Source organism: Acinetobacter sp. UBA6720, assembly GCF_002454215.1.
In the GTDB taxonomy this organism is placed as follows: domain Bacteria; phylum Pseudomonadota; class Gammaproteobacteria; order Pseudomonadales; family Moraxellaceae; genus Acinetobacter.
In genome coordinates this window covers 1-22,872 of record NZ_DKIK01000093.1, presented here as the reverse complement: position 1 = coordinate 22,872, position 22,872 = coordinate 1, and the positions used below count along the sequence as shown (strand labels likewise).

At 42.7% G+C, this 22,872-nt stretch carries 19 protein-coding genes; 9 read left to right on the top strand and 10 right to left on the bottom strand.

Going from position 1 to position 22,872, the window contains the following annotated elements; all coding sequences use genetic code 11:
* Positions 1-1,893 (top strand): 3'-5' exonuclease (locus tag B4F08_RS08700; protein WP_291374150.1); only part of this gene is annotated, 1,893 nt, incomplete at its 5' end.
* Between the two features lie 39 nt (positions 1,894-1,932).
* The gene (gene recD / locus B4F08_RS08695) at positions 1,933-3,717 is read left to right on the top strand and encodes an exodeoxyribonuclease V subunit alpha (RefSeq protein ID WP_291374152.1); all 1,785 of its coding nucleotides are present in this window, start codon (positions 1,933-1,935) and stop codon (positions 3,715-3,717) included.
* A gap of 718 nt (positions 3,718-4,435) precedes the next feature.
* On the opposite strand, the gene B4F08_RS08690 is transcribed toward recD, so the two are convergent.
* Positions 4,436-5,734 (bottom strand): serine hydrolase domain-containing protein, encoded by a 1,299-nt coding sequence (locus B4F08_RS08690; RefSeq protein WP_291374149.1) that lies wholly within the window; start codon positions 5,732-5,734, stop codon positions 4,436-4,438.
* A 253-nt stretch (positions 5,735-5,987) separates the two neighbouring features.
* Here B4F08_RS08690 and rpsO point away from each other — a divergent pair, with 253 nt between their 5' ends.
* From rpsO to B4F08_RS08675, 3 genes are all read left to right on the top strand, one after another.
* Positions 5,988-6,257, top strand: coding sequence for a 30S ribosomal protein S15 (gene rpsO, locus B4F08_RS08685; protein WP_004692669.1), 270 nt, complete (start codon positions 5,988-5,990; stop codon positions 6,255-6,257).
* Between the two features lie 274 nt (positions 6,258-6,531).
* Entirely contained in the window at positions 6,532-8,619 is a 2,088-nt protein-coding gene (gene pnp, locus B4F08_RS08680; RefSeq protein WP_291374151.1) for a polyribonucleotide nucleotidyltransferase, read from the top strand.
* Between the two features lie 140 nt (positions 8,620-8,759).
* Positions 8,760-9,995: a magnesium transporter CorA family protein gene (locus B4F08_RS08675; protein WP_119064125.1), complete on the top strand. Its 1,236-nt coding sequence runs from the start codon at positions 8,760-8,762 to the stop codon at positions 9,993-9,995.
* 120 nt (positions 9,996-10,115) lie between these two features.
* Here B4F08_RS08675 and B4F08_RS08670 read toward each other — a convergent pair whose 3' ends face one another.
* From B4F08_RS08670 to B4F08_RS08640, 7 genes are all read right to left on the bottom strand, one after another.
* Positions 10,116-10,376: a YdcH family protein gene (locus tag B4F08_RS08670; RefSeq protein ID WP_086209810.1), complete on the bottom strand. Its 261-nt coding sequence runs from the start codon at positions 10,374-10,376 to the stop codon at positions 10,116-10,118.
* A gap of 70 nt (positions 10,377-10,446) precedes the next feature.
* The gene (locus tag B4F08_RS08665; protein ID WP_086209667.1) at positions 10,447-10,803 is read right to left on the bottom strand and encodes a chaperone modulator CbpM; all 357 of its coding nucleotides are present in this window, start codon (positions 10,801-10,803) and stop codon (positions 10,447-10,449) included.
* 10 nt (positions 10,804-10,813) lie between these two features.
* Positions 10,814-11,767, bottom strand: a complete 954-nt coding sequence (locus B4F08_RS08660; RefSeq protein WP_086209666.1) for a DnaJ C-terminal domain-containing protein — start codon at positions 11,765-11,767, stop codon at positions 10,814-10,816.
* Positions 11,768-11,911: 144 nt separating this feature from the next.
* Positions 11,912-12,364, bottom strand: a complete 453-nt coding sequence (locus B4F08_RS08655; protein ID WP_291374148.1) for a DUF2147 domain-containing protein — start codon at positions 12,362-12,364, stop codon at positions 11,912-11,914.
* A gap of 204 nt (positions 12,365-12,568) precedes the next feature.
* Complete coding sequence (locus B4F08_RS08650; RefSeq protein WP_086209664.1) at positions 12,569-13,444, bottom strand: Hsp33 family molecular chaperone HslO; 876 nt, start codon at positions 13,442-13,444, stop codon at positions 12,569-12,571.
* Positions 13,445-13,494: 50 nt separating this feature from the next.
* The gene (locus B4F08_RS08645; RefSeq protein WP_291374147.1) at positions 13,495-15,336 is read right to left on the bottom strand and encodes a monovalent cation:proton antiporter-2 (CPA2) family protein; all 1,842 of its coding nucleotides are present in this window, start codon (positions 15,334-15,336) and stop codon (positions 13,495-13,497) included.
* Positions 15,337-15,418: 82 nt separating this feature from the next.
* A complete protein-coding gene (locus tag B4F08_RS08640) occupies positions 15,419-17,641 on the bottom strand; it encodes a primosomal protein N' (RefSeq protein WP_291374146.1) in 2,223 nt (740 codons plus the stop codon).
* A gap of 152 nt (positions 17,642-17,793) precedes the next feature.
* Here B4F08_RS08640 and gspF point away from each other — a divergent pair, with 152 nt between their 5' ends.
* From gspF to B4F08_RS08620, 4 genes are all read left to right on the top strand, one after another.
* Positions 17,794-18,999 carry a type II secretion system inner membrane protein GspF gene (gspF, locus tag B4F08_RS08635; protein WP_291374145.1) on the top strand — a complete coding sequence of 402 codons (1,206 nt, stop codon included), beginning with the start codon at positions 17,794-17,796 and terminating at the stop codon, positions 18,997-18,999.
* A 33-nt stretch (positions 19,000-19,032) separates the two neighbouring features.
* The gene (gene gspG, locus B4F08_RS08630) at positions 19,033-19,470 is read left to right on the top strand and encodes a type II secretion system major pseudopilin GspG (RefSeq protein WP_086209809.1); all 438 of its coding nucleotides are present in this window, start codon (positions 19,033-19,035) and stop codon (positions 19,468-19,470) included.
* Positions 19,471-19,752: 282 nt separating this feature from the next.
* Entirely contained in the window at positions 19,753-20,088 is a 336-nt protein-coding gene (locus tag B4F08_RS08625) for a hypothetical protein (protein WP_086209661.1), read from the top strand.
* Between the two features lie 160 nt (positions 20,089-20,248).
* On the top strand, positions 20,249-20,587 hold the full coding sequence (locus B4F08_RS08620) for a tRNA-binding protein (RefSeq protein WP_086209660.1): 339 nt from the start codon (positions 20,249-20,251) through the stop codon (positions 20,585-20,587).
* 65 nt (positions 20,588-20,652) lie between these two features.
* On the opposite strand, the gene lnt is transcribed toward B4F08_RS08620, so the two are convergent.
* Complete coding sequence (gene lnt / locus B4F08_RS08615) at positions 20,653-22,212, bottom strand: apolipoprotein N-acyltransferase (protein WP_291374144.1); 1,560 nt, start codon at positions 22,210-22,212, stop codon at positions 20,653-20,655.
* The coding region (locus B4F08_RS08610) for a CBS domain-containing protein (protein WP_291374143.1) at positions 22,209-22,872 on the bottom strand (664 nt) is incomplete at its 5' end. The genes B4F08_RS08610 and lnt, both read right to left, overlap by 4 nt.

The window sequence follows — 22,872 nt, the reverse complement described above, 5'->3', positions numbered from 1 at the left end:
CAGGTCGCGAAAGATGTCGGTGCGCTATTGACCGCAATGATGCATCCTTTTGATGAAGCCAAAGTTCGCCGTGCGCTTTTGAGCAGGCTATTGGCAATTGATTTAAAACAGTTACTGGAACTGGAAAAGCAAGCCAACGGTCTGAGCCAGTTTATGGCGGATTTTGATGACATCCGTGACATGTGGATCAATAAAGGTTTTTTAAGTGCATGGCAGTACGCTTTAAACCTGTTTAAAGTGTGGAAAAACTTGGTGGCTTACCAAAGCCGAGATAACGAACGGACTGTGGTCAATCTACGGCATTTGACTGAGTTATTGAGTCAGCATAGTGAGCAGTTTCAAGGCGCGCAGAAACTGTATCATTGGTATCTCAAACAGTTACATTTACCTGCGGAACGTGAGTGGGAGTTGGCGCGTAAGCTTTCCAATGCCACAGGCGTACAGCTGATGACCATTCATCAGTCCAAAGGTCTAGAGTTTAAAATTGTGTTCTTGCTGGGTGCCGACAAAGACTTTAAGGAAATGAATAAAACCTTAAATTTTTCAACGCTGGAACAGATCAATCCGACGACAGGGCAGAGCGAGTTACAGCGTATCGTAGCGGTAAATGATGCCAATCTGTTAGATCCCGCCGCGATTGCTCAACACAATGAACGAGCCGAAGCAGAACAGCATCGTTTATGGTACGTTGCACTGACCCGTGCCAGCCATCGCGTATATGCCTTACTGCAAGATCAGGAATATAAATCAAATACGGCATTGGCATTTTGGCGGGGCCAAGCAGGTAATCTGTTTGAGCATCCTGCCAGTGGTGATGAGGTGTTGCTGACTGAAAAGCCGATCCGTATACAGCCAGCGGAGCAGCAAGAGGTGATTCAGTTGCAAGCTTTGGCCTTTCCTGAACAGCGTTTTTATCCACGTTCCAAAACCAGTTTTAGCGCGTTGGCACAGCATTTGAGTCGTAAAGAGGCAATGGATGCCTTGGCGGTTTTGAATGAGAAAGTTGGCAGTGCGGATGATGAGATCAATCATCCTGTACTTGAGGATGTGGAACTGAGTCAGCCTTTGGCGTGGATTAAACGGCAGTTTCCAATGGGGACGACTGCGGGAACTTTCCTGCACGAAATTTTCGAGCATATTGACTTTCAGGACTCACGTGACTGGGGACTGGAAATTCATCGTCGTTTTAAAAATGATAGCCCCTTACTGTGGCAAGAGTTATTGGGCAAATATCAACACGAATTTGGGCAGGATGATGAAACTCAATTGGTGCTGTGGATGCAAGAGTGGTTAGCCGATGTGCTCGAAACGCCTTTGCATGCAGGTTTTCAGTTGAAGCAACTCAAAGCCGATGAACACTTGGCTGAATTTCCTTTTTATTTGTCCTTGTCCGATCATGTGTTGGCGATTAAACGCATACAGGCATTGTTTCAAGAATACGGCATTGACCTGCTCGACTTAAATGAAGCCAATTCTGCTCGTTATCTGACGGGTTCGATTGATTTGGTTTATTTTGATGGTCAGCGTTATCACATTGCCGATTATAAAAGTAATTTCTTAGGGGCAGATCAGCAGAGCTATAGTTATGACGCAATCCAATTGAATATGTCACATGCCAGTTATTGGTTGCAGGCGGGCTTGTATTTGGTGGCTTTACATCGTTATTTAACAGTGAATTTGCTGGACTATGATATTGAAGAACATCTGGGTCAGGCGAGTTATCTCTATTTGAGAGGGATGAATGGGCAGCCCAACCAAGGTGTATTAAGTTGGCATGCCAGCCCAGAGTTTATTTTAAGACTAGATGCCATCTTGGGTTATTTTGCTGAGGATACTTCTACTGAAAATCATGTAGGCAAAACTTCTGAATTAAGTGAAATTAGTCACCCATAAACAAACAATTAAGCTGTGGATAACTTTGAGGATAACCGTGTGGAAAATGTGTGTAAAGCCACTATTGATCAGGCTGTCGAGATAGATACATGGTTAACGCGTTGGAGTCAGTTTATTCAGCAGTCACCGCTAAGTAAAACAGGCCCCACCGAAGCCCGAAGTGCAGTGATTCAACAGGTCCTTGAAGCCATGCTACGCGGTGAGAGTTGTATCTCGGTTGCAAGTGAAGCCATCACTGTCTTAGATGATCTGATGATAGATGAACAGCAGGCACAGCAACAAAAAGCGCCGTTTGTCTATGATCATGGGCAATTATATTTGTATCGTTATTGGGCTTTAGAGCAGTCCTTGGCCGAGCAAGTAGCACGGTTAAAACTGCAAAATTTAACGCAAGTTGATCTTTCAGCTTATGCCGATTTACTTGAAGATCCCTATCAAAAACAGGCTTTGGCGATGGTGGCCGAGCAGGCGCTCGCGATCATTACAGGTGGCCCAGGCACAGGGAAAACCTATACCTTGGCGCGGATTATTGCGGTGCTTAAGCAGAGTCTGCCTGATATTCGTATTGCGATGGCTGCACCGACAGGTAAGGCGGCGCAGCGGATGAAAGAGGCCCTTCAGAATTCTTTTCAGGATGAAAAATTACAAGACTTAGTTAGCCCAGATTTGAAAAACTTAAACCCTGTGACATTGCATCGACTCTTGGGCTTAGGAAACACGCAACAGCCGCGTTTTCATAGCAGACAACCCTTGCCTTATGATGTGATAGTCGTTGATGAAGCCTCCATGTTGGATTTAAATTTGGCGCAGATGCTATTTGCAGCCATGCCGAACCAAGCCCGTTTGATTTTATTGGGAGATGCCGATCAGTTGGCTTCGGTCGATGTCGGTTCTGTACTTGCTGATTTACAACACGTTCCAGCCTTAGCTGAGAATAGAGTCAATTTGGTCAATAGTCGTCGTTTCAAATCAGACGCATGGATTGGAAAGTTGGCACAATTTATTCAACAGCAATCGTGTTTTGACTTAATGATGCATCCTGCCGAAAAACAGACCGTATTGCACACTTTTCAACAGCAAGTAGTACATGCCACGACTTTGAAGGCTGTTGAGCTGGATCAGGTCGAGGTTGATTGTCTACAACTCGAATTTTTACCTGAGCTGGCTTTATCTGCAGAGCAGTTACAACATTATTATGATCTGTTGATGCTCGGCTTTCAGCGCTATATCGAAGCTTTAAAGCAATATCAGCAAAATCCTAATGAGTCTCTCGTATCCAAAGTAGTTCAATGTTTTGATGATTATCGAATTCTTGCTGCGATACGTCATGGGCATTTCGGCTTAAAACAGCTGAATTTGCAAATCGAGCAACGTTTATTGGAACAATCAAAACAAATCAAACAAGGCGAATGGTACTTGGGTCGTCCAGTAATGATGACCTATAACGACTATCAACTGGGCTTGTCGAACGGAGACATTGGCCTGTGCTTAGAGCGTATTCAACAAGGTAAGTTACAGTTTGAGGTCTATTTCCCCAGTCTGGATAAATGGGTTATGGCGACACGATTACCCAAAAATATAGAAACAGCTTTTGCGCTGACCATTCACAAATCGCAAGGCTCTGAGTTTACTCATACTGCGGTGGTTTTAGATCAGCAGGCTGAAAAATTACTCAGTAAAGAGTTGATTTATACTGCAATTACACGTGCGAAAAAAGTAGTGAGCGTACTAGCGAATAGTGATGCATTTGTGCACTCAATCGTGACACGAACGACACGGCAGAGTGGTCTATCAAGAAAAATTAACCAACAAATTCAATTGTGAAGTTTTAATAAACAAACAAGGGCTTTGTACGAAATGGCTTACATTGATTCAGGAGATTTGCGCATAGAGCTTTACTTAGGTTTTTGAGAAGATGGCTTCACATAAAGAGCTCAACACGGAATGTTGAGTATAATCGCAAAAAGATAATAATAACGTCAGTAGACAGCGAACTTACAGTGAAGTAAGTGAAAGAGGAAACTTACAGCCGCTAAGCCTTGTAGTTTTGGGAGAGACTACAAGGCTTTTTTATGTCTGCTGGATTGGCAGATTGTGACAAAAATTGTTTATTCATTTATCCAGAGAGATTTGACCCATCATTGCAACTGAGAAAAATATTGTGCGTACTTGTGTGAGTATATGTTTTTTAAAGGAGATAGGGGAAGAGCTTGAAAAGATAGTTTTTTAATCTAATATTTTGTTTTTAATATATATTTAAATTTATAAGTGGATTTTTCCTCTACATGTATTGAATCAATATGGATGAATTGAGGATTTTTTGTAAGCAATCGCTTACATAGAGATGCGAAAAATACGACTTCTTTCTCATGTAGTATGTGGCAAAATATGTCACATAAGGACGTGATTGATTAAACATGGAATGTTTAATAAAAAACGCGGAAAAGCGCATAATTATAATGATAAACAAAACAACAAGAACAAAAATAGAAGAAACTACAGCGCAAAAAAGCCCAAGTTCTACTTGGGCTTTTTTTTATATTTAAATGAAATCTTTTTCTGTCTGATCTGTAGCAAACAATAAGCGACGCTGACTCTTTAAAATTTTTGGACAATGCTTTGAGATCTGATAAAGCGTTTTTGCTAAAGCGGGTAAATGAGTCCCGACGACTGATTTGCCTGTCGTTAACAGTGACACGCTAATATCACGCTCTGGGTCGGCCCAGCAAAGAATATTGGAAAAGCCTAAATGTCCAAAGGCTTGCCCCGTCATGGGTCCAAATAACCCAATAGGATTACTGCCTAACATTGGGCCTAAGGCATAACGCATTGGGACTAATAATGTCCGATCTAAACTGACTCCTGATGTAGCCAATGTCGAGCGTAATACAGTTTGGCTACTCATGATTTGTTTGCCTTGGTATTCACCACCACTCAAGAGCATTTCAAAGAAACGACCAGCTTGTTCGGCACTGGTATAAATGTTGCCCGCGGGGCAAATCGTGTCCATAAAACGGCTGTCATTGGTGATATCGACAGCGAGCTGTAGACCACCACCAAGGACGCGACCAAGATAATGATCTGTGCCTAAACTGGGATGTAGACCTGTGGCATAGTTTAAAGCGACATCTGCTCGATACTCAGGTTTTAATCCATAGTTGAAATAATCTAGTCCCATAGGCTTTTCGATATTTTGGGTTAGAAATTCACGAGCCGTCTGACCTGTGACCCGCTCGATAATTTCTCCTAAAATATAGCCAGCGGTAACTGCATGATAAGCCAAGTGTGTACCCGAAGCTGAAACAGGTCGTGCGGCATAAAGCTGTTCTAAAATTTGATGTTTATCAAATAGCAGTTCGGGTGTGACTTGACTGTCTATACGAGGAATGCCACCACGATGTGCCAGCAAATGAAAAATGGTAGCACGCTGTTTGCCATTTACCGCATATTCAGGGATATAGTGGCTAATCGGATCCAGTAAATTAAGTTGGCCCTGTTCATTCAACAGATGAATCAACATGGCTGTGACGATTTTAGAGGCAGAAAATAAGCAAACTGGTGTATCGGGTGTGCCAATTTTTGCATCTGCCGCTAAACCATCGGGTGAGTTGCCTTGGGCATAACCGATGCTACGATTTAACAATATTTGTCCCTGACGACGTAAACAGAGGCTGATAAAAGGGTAGTTTCCTGTTTTATATAGGGACTCTACACTGGCCCAAATGCTTTGAATTTGTACGTCATTCATGCCACCCAAAGTAGCAGAGACCTCATCCTTAGAACGAATCACGTGGTTGAGGTCTTGGGGAACATAACAGGTATTGGCGGATAAAAATTTCACAAATTTCTCACTATTCTTTGTTTTTTATTTGACTTGAGTCTGCAATTGAAAATCCTCATTGTCACTAGTGTGCATGATTTGTACAAAGCAGTCAGTTGCTGAATTGACTGTGAACTTAAAACATTTTTGCAATATAGCGCCATATCCCTTAAAATATCGAACTTGCTGTAGTGATGCACGGCAGTCAAATTGGTTTTGAAGAATCAATTTGATTTGTATCAAATGTAACTTATAAGCATCTCGGAGAAATCGAATGGCTTTAACAAACGCAGATCGCGCAGAGATCATTGCTAAATTTGCTCGCGCTGAAAACGACACTGGTTCACCAGAGGTTCAAGTAGCTCTTTTAACTGCTCAAATCAATGACTTACAAGGTCACTTCAAAGAGCACAAACACGACCACCATAGCCGTCGCGGTTTAATCCGTATGGTTAACCAACGTCGTAAGCTTCTTGACTACCTTAAAGGTAAAGACGCTACTCGTTACAGCGACTTGATTGCTGCTTTAGGTTTACGTCGTTAATTCGATTAAACTTTTATTTTCGGGCTATCGCATCTTGAATGCTTTATCGCTGAAAAAGAAAGTCTACCTCGCTTTCGCGAGGTAATGGGGAAGGGGCGAATGTTTCGCTCCTTCTTTGTGTCTTAAAATCATGTTTTTAATTTCTGGTGAGGTCGGCTTCTAAGCTTTGTCATTTCCACCGTTACTTGAAAAAAGTAATGTGAATGCCAAACCTTAGGGGTCTCCACTAGATAAATAACTGTTCAAAAGAACTAGGAAAAAACAATACATGTCTATGTTTAATATTATTCGTAAAGAATTCCAATATGGTCAAAACACGGTTGTTTTAGAAACAGGTCGTGTTGCTCGTCAAGCAAACACTGTAGTGATCACGATGGGTGGTGTACAGGTTCTTGTTGCAATCGTTGCTCAACCAAAAGCAAAAGCAGGTCAAGACTTCTTCCCATTGACTGTTAACTACCAAGAAAAACAATATGCTGCAGGTCGTATCCCAGGTGGTTATGGCAAGCGTGAAGGTCGTCAGTCTGAAGCTGAAACTTTAATTTCACGTCTTATTGACCGTCCAATCCGTCCATTGTTCCCAGAAGGTTTCTACAACGAAATCCAAGTAACAGCGACTGTTATTTCTTCGGACAAAACCATGGAAGGCGATATCGCTGCAATGTTGGGTGCTTCAGCTGCGATGTCTATTGCTGGTGTTCCATTTGCAGGCCCAATCGCAGGCGCACGTGTTGGTTTAATCAATGGTGAATACATCCTTAACCCAACCTTAGAACAGCTTAAAGAATCTGATCTTGACCTTGTGGTTGCAGGTACTGAAGCTGCTGTATTGATGGTTGAATCTGAAGCGAAAGAGCTTTCTGAAGACCAAATGTTAGGCGCTGTACTTTTCGGTCATGACGAAATGCAAATTGCAATTCAAGCAATTAAAGAGTTTGCTGCAGCTGCGGGCGCAGTTGAATCTACTTGGGTTGCGCCAGTTAAAAACGAAGAACTTCTTGGTAAATTGAAAGAAGCATTCGAAGCGAAAATCTCTGAAGCATACACAATTGCTGTTAAGCAAGACCGTTATGCAGCATTAGATGCGCTTCACGCTGAAGCTGTTGCTCAGTTTGTTCCTGAAGAAGATGAAACTGGTATTGCTACTGAAGTTGACGAATTATTTGAAGACTTAAAATACCGCACAGTACGTGACAACATCTTGTCTGGTAAGCCACGTATTGATGGTCGTGACACGAAAACTGTACGTGCAATTGACGTTCAAGTTGGCGTGTTAGATCGTGCTCACGGTTCTGCATTGTTCACACGTGGTGAAACTCAGGCATTGGTAACCACGACTTTAGGTAATACACGTGATGCGTTGATGGTTGATACCCTTGCAGGGACTAAAACTGACAACTTCATGTTGCACTACAACTTCCCTGCATACTCTGTCGGTGAAACTGGTCGTGAATCTGGTCCTAAGCGTCGTGAAATTGGTCACGGTCGTTTGGCGCGTCGTGGTGTTCAAGCTGTTCTTCCTGCGGCTGACCGCTTCCCGTACGTGATTCGTATTGTATCGGATATTACTGAATCAAACGGTTCATCTTCTATGGCTTCTGTATGTGGTGCTTCATTATCACTCATGGATGCAGGTGTTCCATTGAAAGCACCAGTTGCAGGTATTGCAATGGGCCTAGTCAAAGAAGGCGAGCGCTTCGCAGTTCTTTCTGACATTTTAGGTGATGAAGATCACTTAGGTGACATGGACTTTAAAGTAGCTGGTTCTGCGAACGGTATTACTGCACTTCAGATGGATATCAAGATCGAAGGTATCACTGAAGAGATCATGGAAGTTGCATTGAACCAAGCGTATGCGGGTCGTATGCACATCCTCAATGAAATGAACCAAGTGATTTCACGTGCGCGTCCTGAAATTTCAATGCATGCGCCGACATTCCAAGTCATCAACATCAACCCTGACAAGATTCGTGACGTGATTGGTAAAGGTGGTGCAACCATCCGTGCCATTACAGAAGAAACCAAGGCAGCGATTGATATCGAAGACAATGGTACAGTACGTGTATTTGGTGAAACTAAAGCAGCCGCTTCTGCTGCTGTTGCAAAAATCCAAGCACTGACTGCTGAGATTGAACCAGGTACAATTTACACTGGTAAAGTTATTCGTATCGTTGAATTCGGTGCCTTTGTTAACATTCTTCCAGGTACTGATGGTCTACTTCATATTTCACAAATCTCAAACGAGCGCATTGCGAACGTGGCAGACGTGTTGAAAGAAGGTCAAGAAATTAAGGTACAAGTTGCGGACGTAGACAATCGTGGTCGTATCAAATTGACGATGAAAGACATCGAGCAAGTTTAAGTTCTGCCAATTCACAGAGTATGTTCTATGTGAGTTGAGTGATATTGAAAAGCCCTGAGCTTTGCCAAATTAAACTTTGGCTTGCTCAGGGCTTTTTTTATGGCATCATGCTGGCTAAGACAGACAATAATAAATGAGATATGCAAAGCTATTATTTCTATCAACATCCTACTGCACAGCATACCTATGTGCAGAAACAACCGATTGCAGAGCAGGAAGCCGAATTTATCTGGGTGGAGTGTAGCCGTGAAGACGTAGTAAATCGCGCTGAACATTGGCAACAAGACATTTATGCGGCAACAGGGATATGGGTAAATGAATACCACCTACGTGATATTTTAAATTTAGAACATCCTTGTGCATTCGACACGTTGGAAGACTATGATTTATTGATCTTCCGAAAGCTGATTACACCTGATGACCAAATCAAGATTGATGCACAGGCTGTTGAAAAGCATGAGCGCGTATTTGGTTTGGCGACGACACCCATTAGTTTTATGCTCACGCCACAAGTTTTGATTACAGTTAGAGAGCAGGGCAATAAAGAAGTTGAAAGTTATATTCAACGGATTGAAACTGTTTTGGGGCGTCCGATTGAAGAACATAATAAGCCACGAAAACTCCCATCGACTCCATTAGATTTAGCACTGCGTTTATTAAACCATATGGTCGATGGTTATTTGGACTTGCGAGTTCCGCTCACGCGGCGGGTCGAGTTTTGGCAGCAGGAGCTTTTGCAAGGGCATCGTCGTTTTACCAGGTGGCATCAATTATTGCAGGAGAATATGGCTTTTCAGCAGGTGGAAAATTTGTGTGAAGAACAGATCGAAACTTTACAGGAATTGCGCGATGAAATTGTGGATAATTATTCGCACTTGAAAGGGAAAAAGCGCAGTGAAAAACAAGACATCATGTTGGTGCGTGTGGACGATTTGACCAGTCATATTGAACGTATTCAAAAGCACACGATTCGTTTGAGAAGTGCGGTACAGGCCGCTATTGATCTGCATTTCTCAGCGATTGCTAATCAAACCAATGAAAACATGCGTATTTTGGCGATTATCACTGCTATTTTTGCACCACTGACCTTGTTGACTGGGGTATATGGAATGAATTTTGAGTTTATTCCTGGGCTGAAGTCACCTACAGGGTTTTGGATTATGCTCGGCATTATGCTTATGACCACCATGACGTTGCTTTATTATTTCTATCGACGGCATTTGGTCGGTCGCGGGGAAAAGAGTGTTATTGATATGCTGGCTCAACAACATGCGGATCAACATATGAACCTGTTTTGGTTTATGGATTATGAGCCGATTAAACAAACCGTGAAAGGCACGATTAAAGATTTAGAGAAAATCACCAAATTAAAATAATTGGGTGATTTTCTGTATCGACAGTTAAAGCGAATGCGCTTTAACCAGACGCTCTTGAGGCAAACGCTATCCTTGTTCAATTTATTAGTCGGATATGTGGGCGTTGCAGAGCATTTAAATTTAAGAGGTTTTGAGTTGAGCTCCTTTTAAAATGCGATAAAGCTGATCTTTGATGAACAGTTTTTTGCGTTTGAGGGGCTCAATCTCTCCACGATGAATCCGAACAGGATCTTGTTCGAGTAAACAAATTTCCTTGTCCAGCGCTTCATGGTCATCAAACATTTTAGAAAAATGCGGATTGTCTTCTCTAAGCTGTTGAATCATGTCTCGGTATTCAGGAAACATGTGCTTGGTCTTTTTATTACAAACTTTAAGTTTCATGGTTGCCGTCAAATCCTCTTTTAGCATAAAAAAAAGAAAGAAAGGCATGCGCCAATCTTTCTTTATAGAACTAGTGCTGAGTTGGTTTAACTGGGTCGGTGAGGTGTAAGTGTTTCACTTCACGACGGAGTTTTTGAACCTCATCAATTAAATCCAGCATCATTGCAACAGCAGTAAAGCTGGCATCAAAGTCACGTTGTAAGCGATAGGCTCGCCGTGCACGTGAGACATCATCACCAAAAAACTGGTGAATACGGTTATCGGGTCGGTTAGGCAGAATGTCATATTCCAACAGCTGTAAAACCCACTCCGGACTTTGTCCGCAAGCTTCAGCAAAATGCTTTAAATCAAAGCTATGTTGTTCATCAACAATTTCAGCGTGTCGACATCCGTCTAAAATAATTTCACGATAATGAATAGTCGTCATAATTTTCTCCTTAAGACTGACGCGGCTTGAAGTGAGGAAAAGCTTCAGCAAAGGCTTGGTAAGCCTGTTGCTCTTGCTCACTTTGCGCAGGAGGTTGAACAATATTTAAAATTAAATATAAATGCCCAGCGGTTTTGGCTGGAATCCCCTGATCTTTTAAACGTAGTTGTTGCCCATTTTTCGCGTTTTTAGGAATTTGGATTTGTAGTGTGCGGCCATTTGGCAGGGTGGCAGTTGTGCTCAGTCCTAAAGCGGCTTCCCACGGGCTAATGTTGAATTGGTGATAGACGTCGACCCCTTCAACACGTGTGGTGTCTGTGTCTTTGTAGTAAATTTCGATATAGAGGTCGCCATTTTCACCCCCCTGAATACCCGACTGTCCTTGACCACTTAAACGAATCTGTTGTCCTTCTTTCATGCCTTTAGGAATTTTAACTTCCAGCGTTTTACGCTGAATTTCGGCCTCGCCATAAGCATTTAAAGTAGGGATCTGTAAGGTAATGGTTTGGGTGGTGCCGTGGAAGCCTACATCCAAATCTACATCTAAGCGTGCATGTTGGTCTTCACCTTTATGGGGTGTGCGATTTTGGCGTTGATATTGATAATTTGATCCACCAAAGCCTGATCCAAAACGACCAAATAAGTCTTCAAAGCCCGAAAAATCATGTGCCTGTTGACCACCCTGTGCATTCCGAAAGGCACCCTCAAAGCCACCAAAGCCTGTATTTTGATTAAATTGGTGAGCACCTTGCGGATGGTCAAGCTCAAAGTCGTATTCCGCTTTTTTTGTTTCATCACTCAAGGTGTCATAAGCTACGTTGAGTTCTTGCATACGTGTTTCAGCATCGGCTTCTTTGCTGACATCAGGATGGTACTTACGCGCCAATTTACGGTAGGCTTTTTTAATTTGATCGGCTGTCGCATCTCGCGTTAAACCGAGTATTTCATAATGGTTCTTCGGCATAAGTAAGAATTTATAAATTGATTAAGTTTTAATCATTATTCAGCCTTTTAGTCGATTTCTACAGTAAAGATATGTTCCTTATTGTTTCAAAACATGACAAGAAAAAAGCCCTCAATGAAAGGGGCTTTGATTGATGAGGGATACTTAATATTTGACCCAGATGATGTTGCGTCCACCGCCATTTTCGGTCGAAGTTCCTCGAATCCGTAAGTGCTTACCATTATTACTGAGTCGTGCCTGAGCGTCATAGCGTAAACCTGAGAGCGGGTCGATCAGTTGACCTTGAATATACGTGTTGCCTTGCGCCTCATCTGCTTTGAGATGGCTTAAAGTCGTCATCCCGATGATAGGCTGGTTTTTATTCACACCATCACATTTTGTGCAATTTTCTATTTTGGTTGCTCCTGGAATTTCACGTGTACTCAGGATGATAGCTCTATAGAGATTATTTTTATCTTTTTGAATTTCAACATCTGCAAGCGAGTAGCCCGTCTTATCATCAATAGTTTTCCATTTTCCAAGCAATGGGTCGGACGCTGCAAAACAGGAGAAAGCCAAGCTACTGGTGAGTGCCAAAAGATAAACAGATCGTTTCATAACAACCAAGCCCCGAGGAAAAATAAATATAAAAAAAGGCATAAAAAAATTATGGCTTTATTTATAACGAAATTTAAATGGAATGACCAGTAAAATATCTATGAATAAGAGTGATGGTTTATGTGAAAAATATGACTTTTATGAAACTTAAGACATAAAAAAAGAGCAGCGATGCTACTCTTTTTTTATGTCTAGGAGAAAGACTTAGCTTAAGTGCTCACCAAACAAGCCGAGCGCTTCTTCTGCACTAAAGCTGTATTGTGTGTTACAGAACTGACAGTCCATGGTAATGGGGTTCTGATGTTCTAGTGTTTCACGTACAGCTTCTACACCAATTTGCTCAAGCGCATGAGCACAACGTTCTTTTGAGCAGGTACAACCGAATTTCAATGCTTCAACTTCGGGTAAACGAACGTCTTCTTCGTTATAAAGACGGTAAAGAATTTCGCTGGTGTCTAACTCAGTCAACTCTTCTGCTTTAAGTGTCTCCGTCAACATGGTTAGACGTGGCCAAAGGTCTTGGTCAACACGTTCTTGTTCTTCTTCACTATTTCGCGGTAACAGTTGAATGAGTAATCCGCCTGAACGCTGAGCTGAGCTGGCTAAGACGATACGTGTTGGAATTTGTGCAGATAGGTCATAATACTGCATTAAGCAACCTGCAAGATTTGGCTTATCTAAAGCCACAATTCCTTGATAGCGCTCACCAAACTCAGGTTCAATATTAATAAACAGCACTGGGCTGACGAGTGTGCTCAACACGGTACTGCTACTTTCAGCGCTGTTAAAACGTGGGTCAGCTTCATAATCCGCCAAAGCACGTACTTCACCGAGGTGATTGCATTCCGCCATAGCCCATTTAAAGCTACCTGACGCCTGAATTTGTAAACTAATACGGCCTTTAATTTTTAGGGTGCTGGCAAGCAATGCCGTGGCACTGAGCATTTCGCCTAACAGTATTTGGATTGCTGGGGCATAATCACGCTGTGCCAAGATGGTTTGTAGGGTTTCTTCAAGATGAACCACTTCACCACGAACAGGACTATCTTCAATATAAAAGCGTTGACGCAAATCAGACATAAATTTCTCCAATATCCTGTCTTAATGGTGACGATATTGTAAAACACAAGTCATTTTACTTCATCCCGTGTCACATCTATTCGGTCATGTTGTAACTCACGCTGTAGGTCAACCCCCACAGGGCTTTGGCGCAATTGGGTATCACTTTCAAACAGATGTTCTAATTCGGCTAAAGCGTTACGATGTGTTTCATACACTTTCTGCTCATCGTTATAAATGCTTTGCTGCTGTGCGAGCAGTTTTTCATCATAATCGCGGAATAATTCGATGCTCTTATAAGCATCAGCTTCAGCAATTCCGAGATTGCGCAGCGCAAAATAAGCCATCCCCAAAGATGATAAATAGGTTTCACGCCAAATATGTTCGACCCCTAGATCACGCAGCAAGTGCACATGATGTCGGTCTCGTGCCCGCACCAGTAAGTTTAGGTCAGGGTAGTTGAGTCGAATATGGCGTGCCACATTCATTGAGTCCTCAATATCATCAATGGCTAACACAAAAACTTTGGCATGTTCGATCCCTGCGGCACGCAGGATATCGGGTTGAGTGGCATCTCCATAGTAGAGTTTACCACCGTAGTTTCTGACAAAGTCAACCTTGTCGATATTGCTATCAATGGCTGTAAAAGTCTGGTGTTGTAAGTGCACCAGTCGCGCTACAATTTGTCCAACACGCCCGAAACCCGCAATAATCATTGGGTTGTGTTGATCGGGAATGTCGTCATAGACGGGAGTAGTTTCTTTTTCAAATAGCGGTACCACCCAAGAACTCATTAGCCAGTATAGAATAGGCGTCAGAATCATCGACAAGGTGACGATCAGGTTGATCGGCTCTAAAATGGCCTGTGTAATCACATGTTCACTCATGGCCACATTGAGCACTACAAAAGCAAATTCACCGCCTTGTGCCAAACAGGTTGCCAGCATCAAACTATTGCGCCATGAAAACTCGAAGTAGCGAGCTATGGCTGTTAATGCCAGCAGTTTGACCAACATCAGCAATAACGCACCGCCAATAATCAGACTTGGGGTTTCCCACAGGAGCGAAACTTGGGTACTCATCCCGACGGTCATGAAAAATAGACCGAGAAGTAGACCTTTAAATGGTGCAATACTGGCTTCCAGTTCATGACGGAATTCAGAGTCAGCAAGTAACACTCCCGTTAAAAATGCACCCAAGGTGGTACTGATACCTAAGACATCCATCAGCGCGACCACGCCTAAGACAATAAATAAGCCGACTGCGGTAATCAGTTCATGCGCGCCACTTTTGGCCACAAAGCGAAAAAATGGACGCATGAGATAACGACTAAATAAGAATAAGCCTGTAAAGGTAGCAACAATAGCGGCAAAGTAGGCAATGCCATGATGGGTTGAGCTTGTTCCCTCAAGAAGGGGAATAACTGCAATCAGCGGAATTGCAGCAATATCTTGAAAGAGTAAAATGGAAAAGGACTGTTGACCAAACGTGGTGTTGAGTTGTTGTTTTTCGCTCAGAAGTTGCAGAACGAAGGCTGTCGAGGAAAGAGCGAGGGCAAAACCAATCACAACACTGGCTGCAATCTGTTGTTGCAAGGCAAAAAAGACGATACAAGCGAGTAGAATTCCGCAGACAGCGACTTGTAAGCTCCCCATCACGAATATGGATTTACGCATTTCCCATAAACGTTGTGGTCGGAGTTCCAGTCCAATAATGAACATCAAGAAAATCACACCGTATTCAGCGAGTTTATGAATATCCTCAGGGTCATGGACGACATTTAAAACACTGGGGCCAAGTAAAATACCTGTAAATAAATAGCCGAGTACGGTGGCAATCCCGAGCCGTTTGGCCAGCGGAACGATCATCAGTGCCGCAGCCAAAAAGAGGGTGATTTGAAGCAGTAGAGACATTGCCCTGTCCTAAATTTTTTTCTTTATGTTTAAAGTTTAAGGGAGAATGCGACTCAGGTCTAAGCCTTATTCACCTACGGTCTTAACTTAACTCTTGTGGGTCAATATCGAGACTTAATTTCATGCCATGCGGCTTGTTGTGCCAGACATTTTGCCACCACTGACGAATATAGAAGTGCATACGTGCACGGTCTTTTGAGAGCAGTACCATATGCGCCTGATAGCGCCCAGCTTTACGTTCCATTGGTGCAGGAATAGGTCCCCAAATATCAATAGTGTTTTCTGAGGCTTGGCGCAGGGCTTGTGCATGTTCTTGTAAAAAACTTTGGTTCAGTTCTTGTTGTTTAGACTCACAGCGCAATAAAGCTGCATAGCGATAAGGTGGCATCCATGCAGCTTTACGCTCTTTCAGTGTTTGCTTGGCAAAGCTACGATAGCCCGATTCCAAAAGGGTATTCAGCAAAGGGTGATCTGGACGTAAAGTTTGTAAATAGACTTCGCCTTTTTTCTCACCACGTCCAGCGCGTCCCGCAACTTGGATGATGAGCTGTGCGGTACGTTCTGTGGCACGAAAGTCAACACTGAGTAAGCCTGAGTCGATGTCTAAAATCGCCACCAAAGTCACATAAGGAAAGTGATGTCCTTTGGCTAACATCTGTGTGCCGAGTAAAATAATCGGTTCGCTTTTTTGAATTTTATTATAAATCTTTTGCCAACTACCGACTCGACTGGTGGAGTCGCGATCAACCCGAATCACGTCAAAATTGGGAAATAACGCTTGTAGGTTTTCTTCAACTTTTGCGGTACCTAAACCAATCGGTTTCAGTTCATTATGTTGACACTGCGGGCAGTGCTCAGGCATACGGTGGATGGTGCCACAGTGGTGACAGTGGAGATGCTGATAAGGCTGTCGATGTACGGTGAAATTGGCATCACAATGTGGGCATTTTGATTGCCAGCCACAACTCTCGCAGATTAACACGGGCGCATAGCCTCGACGGTTTAAAAAAACCAAGACCTGTTCTTTTTTGTCTAAACGCTTCTGTATTTCATGAATCAGTTGTTGGCTGATACCATTTTGCTTTTGTGCCACTTTCAGATCAATCACATGCATTTTTGGCATGACTGCTGCACCAGCCCGCTGGTTCAGTTCCAAGCGGATCATTTTACTTTGTTCGACCAGTGCATAACTGTCGATACTTGGTGTTGCAGAACCAAGGATAATTGGACAGTTTTCTAAGTGTGCACGGTATAAGGCCACATCACGAGCGTGGTAGCGGAAGCCCTCTTGCTGCTTGAATGATAAGTCGTGCTCTTCATCTAAGACAATCAAACCCAGATGTGGAAGGGGCGTATATATAGCAGAACGTGTGCCAATCACAATTGAGGCTTTACCTGTTTGTGCGCTTTGCCAAGCTTGCAGGCGCTTAGAATCATTCAAACCTGAATGTAGTAGCGCAATGTGACAGTGAAAACGAGATTGAAAACGACTCACTGTTTGTGGGGTGAGACCAATTTCAGGCACTAAAACCAAGACTTGTTTGCCTTGTTTTAAAACCTCTTGCATGACTTGCAAATAGACTTCAGTTTTACCACTACCCGTTAAGCCATCGAGTAAGAACGCTTGATAGCTGTTTCGTACTTTTAAAATACGCTGAATGGCATGCTTTTGGTCCTCATTGGGGGTGAGAGGCATTTGTGCCAGTGTCATGGCTTGCGGTTTAAAGTCTTGAGCTTCAAGGATGCACTGGGTGATTTGCTTTTTTTCTAAGGCTTTTAAGGTTGCTGTTTCTACACCAGCCAAATTTAAAATGTTTTCAGAAGTTCCTGTGGGATGTAGTTTTAAAATTTTATAGGCATCTTGTTGTTTTTCAGAACGCTTTAATTTGTCTTCGGCATGGTCATCAATCAGCTTCCACATCCGTGCCAATAAGTTATAAGGCTTACCTTGGCGTAAAAAGCTAGGTAACGCGGCATGCATCACTTCACCAATCGGAAATTGATAATATTGTGCTGCCCATGTCAATAAACTTAAAACTTTAGCATCTAGAATAGCGCTGTCATCGAGCAACTCAGTTATGGCTTTGAGTTTAAAGCCTAAATCGAGTGGTTTTTCATCAGTGAGTTTTTCAACAATGACACCGACCACATTTTGGCGACCAAATGAGACAGCCACACGTGCACCGACTTCAGCTTGGTCGTATTGTTCAGCCGTTAAACTATAGTCAAAACAGTCATATAGATAAACAGGAACAGCCACACGAATACGGTAGCTCGGTGTGGTGGAAAGTGTATTCTCTGGCATAAAAAGCTCAAAATGTCCTGATGAAATTGTGATTGTGTGATGAATGAGTTGTGTTAGAGTGATGACATAATTTATAACTTAGAATATGAATGATTTTGATGCTGACATGCAACAGCACCAAATAACTAAATGGACAATTAGAAAGCGTAATCATGCCAGCATATCAATTTACCGCACTCGATGCCGCAGGAAAGCAGCAAAAAGGCGTGCTCGAAGGGGATTCAGCGCGTCAAATTCGGCAACAACTTCGTGATAAAGCGCTGATTCCAGTCTCGGTTGATCCTGTTGAACAAAAAGATAAGCACAGCAGCAAAACATGGTTTCAAAAACAAATTACCGCTTATGATTTGGCTTTATTGACACGTCAACTTTCTGTCCTTGTCGCTGCGGCCATTCCTTTGGAAGAAGCCATTCGTGCGGTCGGAAAGCAGTCAGAAAAAGCACATGTACAAAACCTGTTGATGTCAGTCCGTTCTAAAGTATTGGAAGGTCATTCATTAGCACAAGGTTTACAGCAGTCGGGACGTTTTCCAGAATTGTACATTGCCACGATTGCCGCTGGCGAGCGTTCAGGACATTTGGACTTAATTTTAGATCAGCTGGCAGACTACACTGAAAACCGCTTTGCGATGCAAAAGAAAATCCAAGGCGCGATGATTTACCCGATTATTTTAATGCTGATGTCTTTTGCCATTGTGATGGGACTCATGACTTATGTGGTGCCAGACATTGTCAAAACCTTTGACCAAAGCAAAGATGCCTTACCATGGATTACTGTGGCTTTGATGAAAGCCAGTGATTTTATTCGCGTGGCATGGCCGTTTCTATTGGTGGGCAGTGTACTGGGCATCAGCTTATTATTGCGATTTTTAAGAACCACAGCAGGGCATTATGCCTTTGATCGCTTAACGCTCAAATTGCCATTATTCGGTAAACTTTCGCGTGGTATAAATGCCGCACGCTTTGCCAGCACCTTGTCGATTTTGACCCAGTCAGGTGTGCCCTTGGTGGATGCGTTAAAAATTGGCGCGGCAGTGAGTAATAACTGGGTGATTCGCGATGCAGTCAATCATGCCGCAGAAAAAGTGACCGAAGGTGGAAACCTAGCGACCCAGTTGGAGCGTAGTGGTTATTTCCCACCGATGATGGTACAAATGATTAAAAGTGGTGAAACCTCGGGTGAATTGGATCGGATGTTAGAGCGCGCATCGACCATGCAAGACCGGGAAGTGACAACGCTGATATCGACCTTGCTGGCTTTACTTGAGCCACTGATGTTGGTTTTGATGGCAAGCATTGTCTTGGTGATTGTGATTGCCGTGATGCTACCGATCGTCAACATGAACAATATGATTTAATTTTAAAAATATAAGATGGAAGAGAAAATTCACATGCAATCAAAAATCTATAGACGCCAAGCTTCAGGTTTTACTTTAATTGAAGTTATGGTGGTGATTGTTATTTTAGGTGTGTTGGCAGCCTTAATTGTTCCTAATGTGATGGGACGCGGTGAAAAAGCCAAAGTGGATACCACCGTTATTACGCTTAAAGGGGTTGCTGCGGCATTGGATCAATATAAATTGGACAATGGTAAATACCCTTCGATGCAAGAGGGTGGACTTGACGCTTTGGTGAATAAGCCTGAGTCTGCAAAAAATTGGTTGCCAGGCGGTTATGTGAAAGGTGGATATCCCAAAGATAGTTGGGACAATGACATTCAATATGTTGCACCTGGGAGCGATGGACGACCATTTGATTTATATTCTTTTGGTGCGGATGGACAACAAGGTGGTGAAGAAACCAATGCTGATATTCAGTATCAACCTTAATTGAGAATTATTATATATTGGCTTTAATTGAATATATCATTACAGTGCATAGCTTATGCCAATAGACACTGTAATGATAATACATATTAATTTAAAATTAATATCTAAGATTTTGATTTTAAAATATTAAATATAATAATAATGGTTGAGATTTATAATAAGAATTATTCCCATATTTATTGATTACAAATAATATAAATTATGGATAAAAATAGGCTTTTTATTTATTTAAATCCTTGCATAATGTTCTTAATGGCAACTGATTTGCCTGAGGAGAATAGAATGAAAGCATTAACCTTGTTGGATGACGTTAGCCAATTCCATTGGTCGATGCTCAAATCTGTTCTTTTGATTTTGAGTATGCTTCCTGTTGCTCAAGGTGTTTTAAGTCTCTGGCAATCGACTGAAGGCAGTAGTCAAATTATGGTAGGCTTCTTTGCAATCAGTCTGTTCAGCACATGGGCAGTTTTGAGCTTTTGGTCCGCTTTAAAAGCAACCGTACTCACACTCGATCAAGTACAGATTACAGCATTAGAACAAAAAGTGGTTATGGTTTATCGTTATACCCCGATGCTCTTTTTAGCTGGGATGGTGTCCTATTTGGTCAGTCAAATTTAATACTGACATGCATCGTTGTGATAAAAAGCCGAGCATATACGCTCGGTTTTTTATTGCGTCATGAAGAATGGCAGAAAGATAGGATCGCTTGTCTGTTTCGTCGTATATGATCCTAGTGTTCGCTCTCTATACTGTAAAAAATATAAAGATAGAGTGAAATATGGAACAGATTGATTGGGCAGATTTTTTAAAAGTCGAGCTCCGAGTCGGACGTATTATTCAGGCCGAAGGCTTTGAGCAAGCACGTCAGCCTGCTTATATTTTACATGTCGACTTTGGTCATGAGATTGGCATTAAGAAATCGAGTGCACAGATTACTGAGCGTTATCAACCTGAACTGTTATTGGGTAAATTGGTGGTGGCAGTGGTTAACTTTCCGAAGAAACAAATTGGTCCTATCCAATCTGAGTGCTTAGTGACAGGCTTTCATGATTCAGATGCAGGTGTGGTGCTGTGTGTGCCTGATACAGATGTTCCATTAGGTACCAAGTTACTGTAGCTGAAAAAGAAAAACCCAAGCGCAGCTTGAGTTTTCCTTGAAAAAGTCTGATCTAACAATAGGAATTATCGACGAGACTTAAACGATACATCGACTTTACGTGGACGATAGATCCAACCCAAGATCAGTAAAAAGACTGAAAAACCTAAAATTGGCCAGTCACTTAAACGAGTATATAAGGTTTGACCTTGCATAGCAGGTAGTTCGCCGCGAAGCACGGTTGCCACATCTTGCGGCGCACGCTTTACGATATGTCCCTGATGGTCAATAAATGCCGTCACACCTGTATTGGTGGCACGGATAAACCAGCGTCCATTTTCTTTGGCGCGCATCTGCACCATCTGTAAATGTTGTAAAGGGCCTGCGGTTCCCGTAAACCATGCATCATTGGAAACCGTCACCAAGAAATCACTTTGGCTGGCATTGCGACGCGTCAAGTTCGGATAAGCCACTTCATAACAAATCGCAGCACCTAAATGTTGTTGATGAATAGACAGCGGTTTTTGCTGTTGCTCGCCACGTGAGAAACCACTCATCGACGGATCATTTTGCATAGCTGGCAAGACCCATTTCAGTAAACCAGAGAGCGGAATATATTCACCAAAAGGCACCAAACGTTGCTTTTTATAGAGGCCTTCAGCTTCAGCACCATTGGCCATAATGCTATTGTAGTATAGGGGGCGACCTGCCGCTTCAGAGCCTGAAATATCCCAATACGGAATACCCGTGACCCACGCCGTGTTGCTTTTCTTGGCTTGCGCAGTCATCGCACCTAAAAAGGGTTCGATATCACTTTGGAACATCGGAATAGAGGATTCAGGCCAAACAATGAGGTCACGTCCCCATTCTGTTTTAGTCAAATCGGCATAGATTCCGAGTGTTTTCAATTGATATTCAGTGAGCCATTTTAAGTCTTGCGGGATATTGCCCTGAATTAAAGAAACCGATAGTGGTGGCGTATTTTTTGCGGAGACGAACTCAATTTTTGATGCACCCCATGCACCAAGTACCAATAAGGCAGAAGGAATGACCCAGAAGATGCGGCGGTTTAAAACTTCGACCAGTGCACAGGCCAAAACCAAGACCACAAACGACACTCCGAAGATACCAAATAATGGTGCATAACCATCCAGTAAACGTTCGGTAAAGGCATAGCCTGCAAACAGCCAAGGGAAGCCTGTGAAGACCCACGTTTTTGCCCATTCAAAAAGCACCCAAAGTGGGGCGAAGGTCAGTGGTGTTTCAGGGAAAAAACGGCGGTAAATAAAGCTTTGGACAGCCGTGAATAAGCCCATGACCAAGGCCATAATCCCGATCATGCCGACACTTAAGGCACTATTGGTATCGCCATAGACATGAATGGAAGTATAGAGCCAAAAAGCCCCCACGAACCATAGGCCAAAACCATAGGCCCAACCAATGCCAAAGGCCTGCTTTGCACTGCGTTTGCGTAAAGTCGCATAGAGCAGTGCTGGGGATAGAATTGCCAACCACCAATAGTAATACGGAGCCAGTGCAAAACTAAAAATAGCACCAGAAAATAAGGCAATTAAAAGCGGATAAATTAAAGGTAACTGTTTTTGTTGTGAAGTAGGGGTTAACAGTTTGTCAAAGTAAGCTCTCATTTACGAACGGCTCGAATCAGATGAATAGAACGTGCATCTGCTTCTACAATGGTAAATTCCCAATTTCCAAGATCAATCACCTGACCTTGTAAATCACTCACTAAACCAATTTCTTGAAGCAATAAACCGCCCACAGTTTCAACCTCATCATCAGAAAAGTCTGCATCTAAAAGATTGTTAAAGTGTTCGATTGGTGTAAGTGCCTGAACCAGCCAGGTATTTGCTGTGGTTGGGTCATTGTCAGGAATAATATATTCCGCTTCTTCATCAATTTTGTCGTGCTCATCTTCAATTTCACCGACAATTTCTTCCAAAATGTCTTCTAGCGTTACCAAACCTGAGGTTGTACCGTATTCGTCAATCACCACTGCAATGTGCGTTTGGGTATTTTTCAACATGCGAAGCACTTGGTCTGAACGTGCGCTTTCAGGCACAAATAAAGGCTGGCGCATTAGCGCACGTATATCCACTTTATTGTTTGGTTCAGTCAAGAAAGGCAATAAGTCTTTCGCTAACAAAATGCCGACGACATTGTCAGGTTGATCTGATGAAAAGACTGGGAAACGTGAATGTGCTGACTCAACCAAAGTATGTAAAATGTCGAGTAACTCATCATCTTCTTGTAGGCTGATCATGGATGTACGCGGTGTCATGACCTCG

What these genes read in the sequence shown, in the direction of transcription:
- rpsO (WP_004692669.1), top strand. Translation starts at nt 5,988, where the DNA reads ATGGCTTTAACAAACGCAGATCGCGCAGAGATCATTGCTAAATTTGCT.
- pnp (WP_291374151.1), top strand. Translation starts at nt 6,532, where the DNA reads ATGTTTAATATTATTCGTAAAGAATTCCAATATGGTCAAAACACGGTT.
- B4F08_RS08675 (WP_119064125.1), top strand. Translation starts at nt 8,760, where the DNA reads ATGCAAAGCTATTATTTCTATCAACATCCTACTGCACAGCATACCTAT.
- B4F08_RS08670 (WP_086209810.1), bottom strand. Translation starts at nt 10,376, where the DNA reads ATGAAACTTAAAGTTTGTAATAAAAAGACCAAGCACATGTTTCCTGAA.
- B4F08_RS08665 (WP_086209667.1), bottom strand. Translation starts at nt 10,803, where the DNA reads ATGACGACTATTCATTATCGTGAAATTATTTTAGACGGATGTCGACAC.
- B4F08_RS08660 (WP_086209666.1), bottom strand. Translation starts at nt 11,767, where the DNA reads ATGCCGAAGAACCATTATGAAATACTCGGTTTAACGCGAGATGCGACA.
- B4F08_RS08655 (WP_291374148.1), bottom strand. Translation starts at nt 12,364, where the DNA reads ATGAAACGATCTGTTTATCTTTTGGCACTCACCAGTAGCTTGGCTTTC.
- B4F08_RS08650 (WP_086209664.1), bottom strand. Translation starts at nt 13,444, where the DNA reads ATGTCTGATTTGCGTCAACGCTTTTATATTGAAGATAGTCCTGTTCGT.
- B4F08_RS08645 (WP_291374147.1), bottom strand. Translation starts at nt 15,336, where the DNA reads ATGTCTCTACTGCTTCAAATCACCCTCTTTTTGGCTGCGGCACTGATG.
- B4F08_RS08640 (WP_291374146.1), bottom strand. Translation starts at nt 17,641, where the DNA reads ATGCCAGAGAATACACTTTCCACCACACCGAGCTACCGTATTCGTGTG.
- gspF (WP_291374145.1), top strand. Translation starts at nt 17,794, where the DNA reads ATGCCAGCATATCAATTTACCGCACTCGATGCCGCAGGAAAGCAGCAA.
- gspG (WP_086209809.1), top strand. Translation starts at nt 19,033, where the DNA reads ATGCAATCAAAAATCTATAGACGCCAAGCTTCAGGTTTTACTTTAATT.
- B4F08_RS08625 (WP_086209661.1), top strand. Translation starts at nt 19,753, where the DNA reads ATGAAAGCATTAACCTTGTTGGATGACGTTAGCCAATTCCATTGGTCG.
- B4F08_RS08620 (WP_086209660.1), top strand. Translation starts at nt 20,249, where the DNA reads ATGGAACAGATTGATTGGGCAGATTTTTTAAAAGTCGAGCTCCGAGTC.
- lnt (WP_291374144.1), bottom strand. Translation starts at nt 22,212, where the DNA reads ATGAGAGCTTACTTTGACAAACTGTTAACCCCTACTTCACAACAAAAA.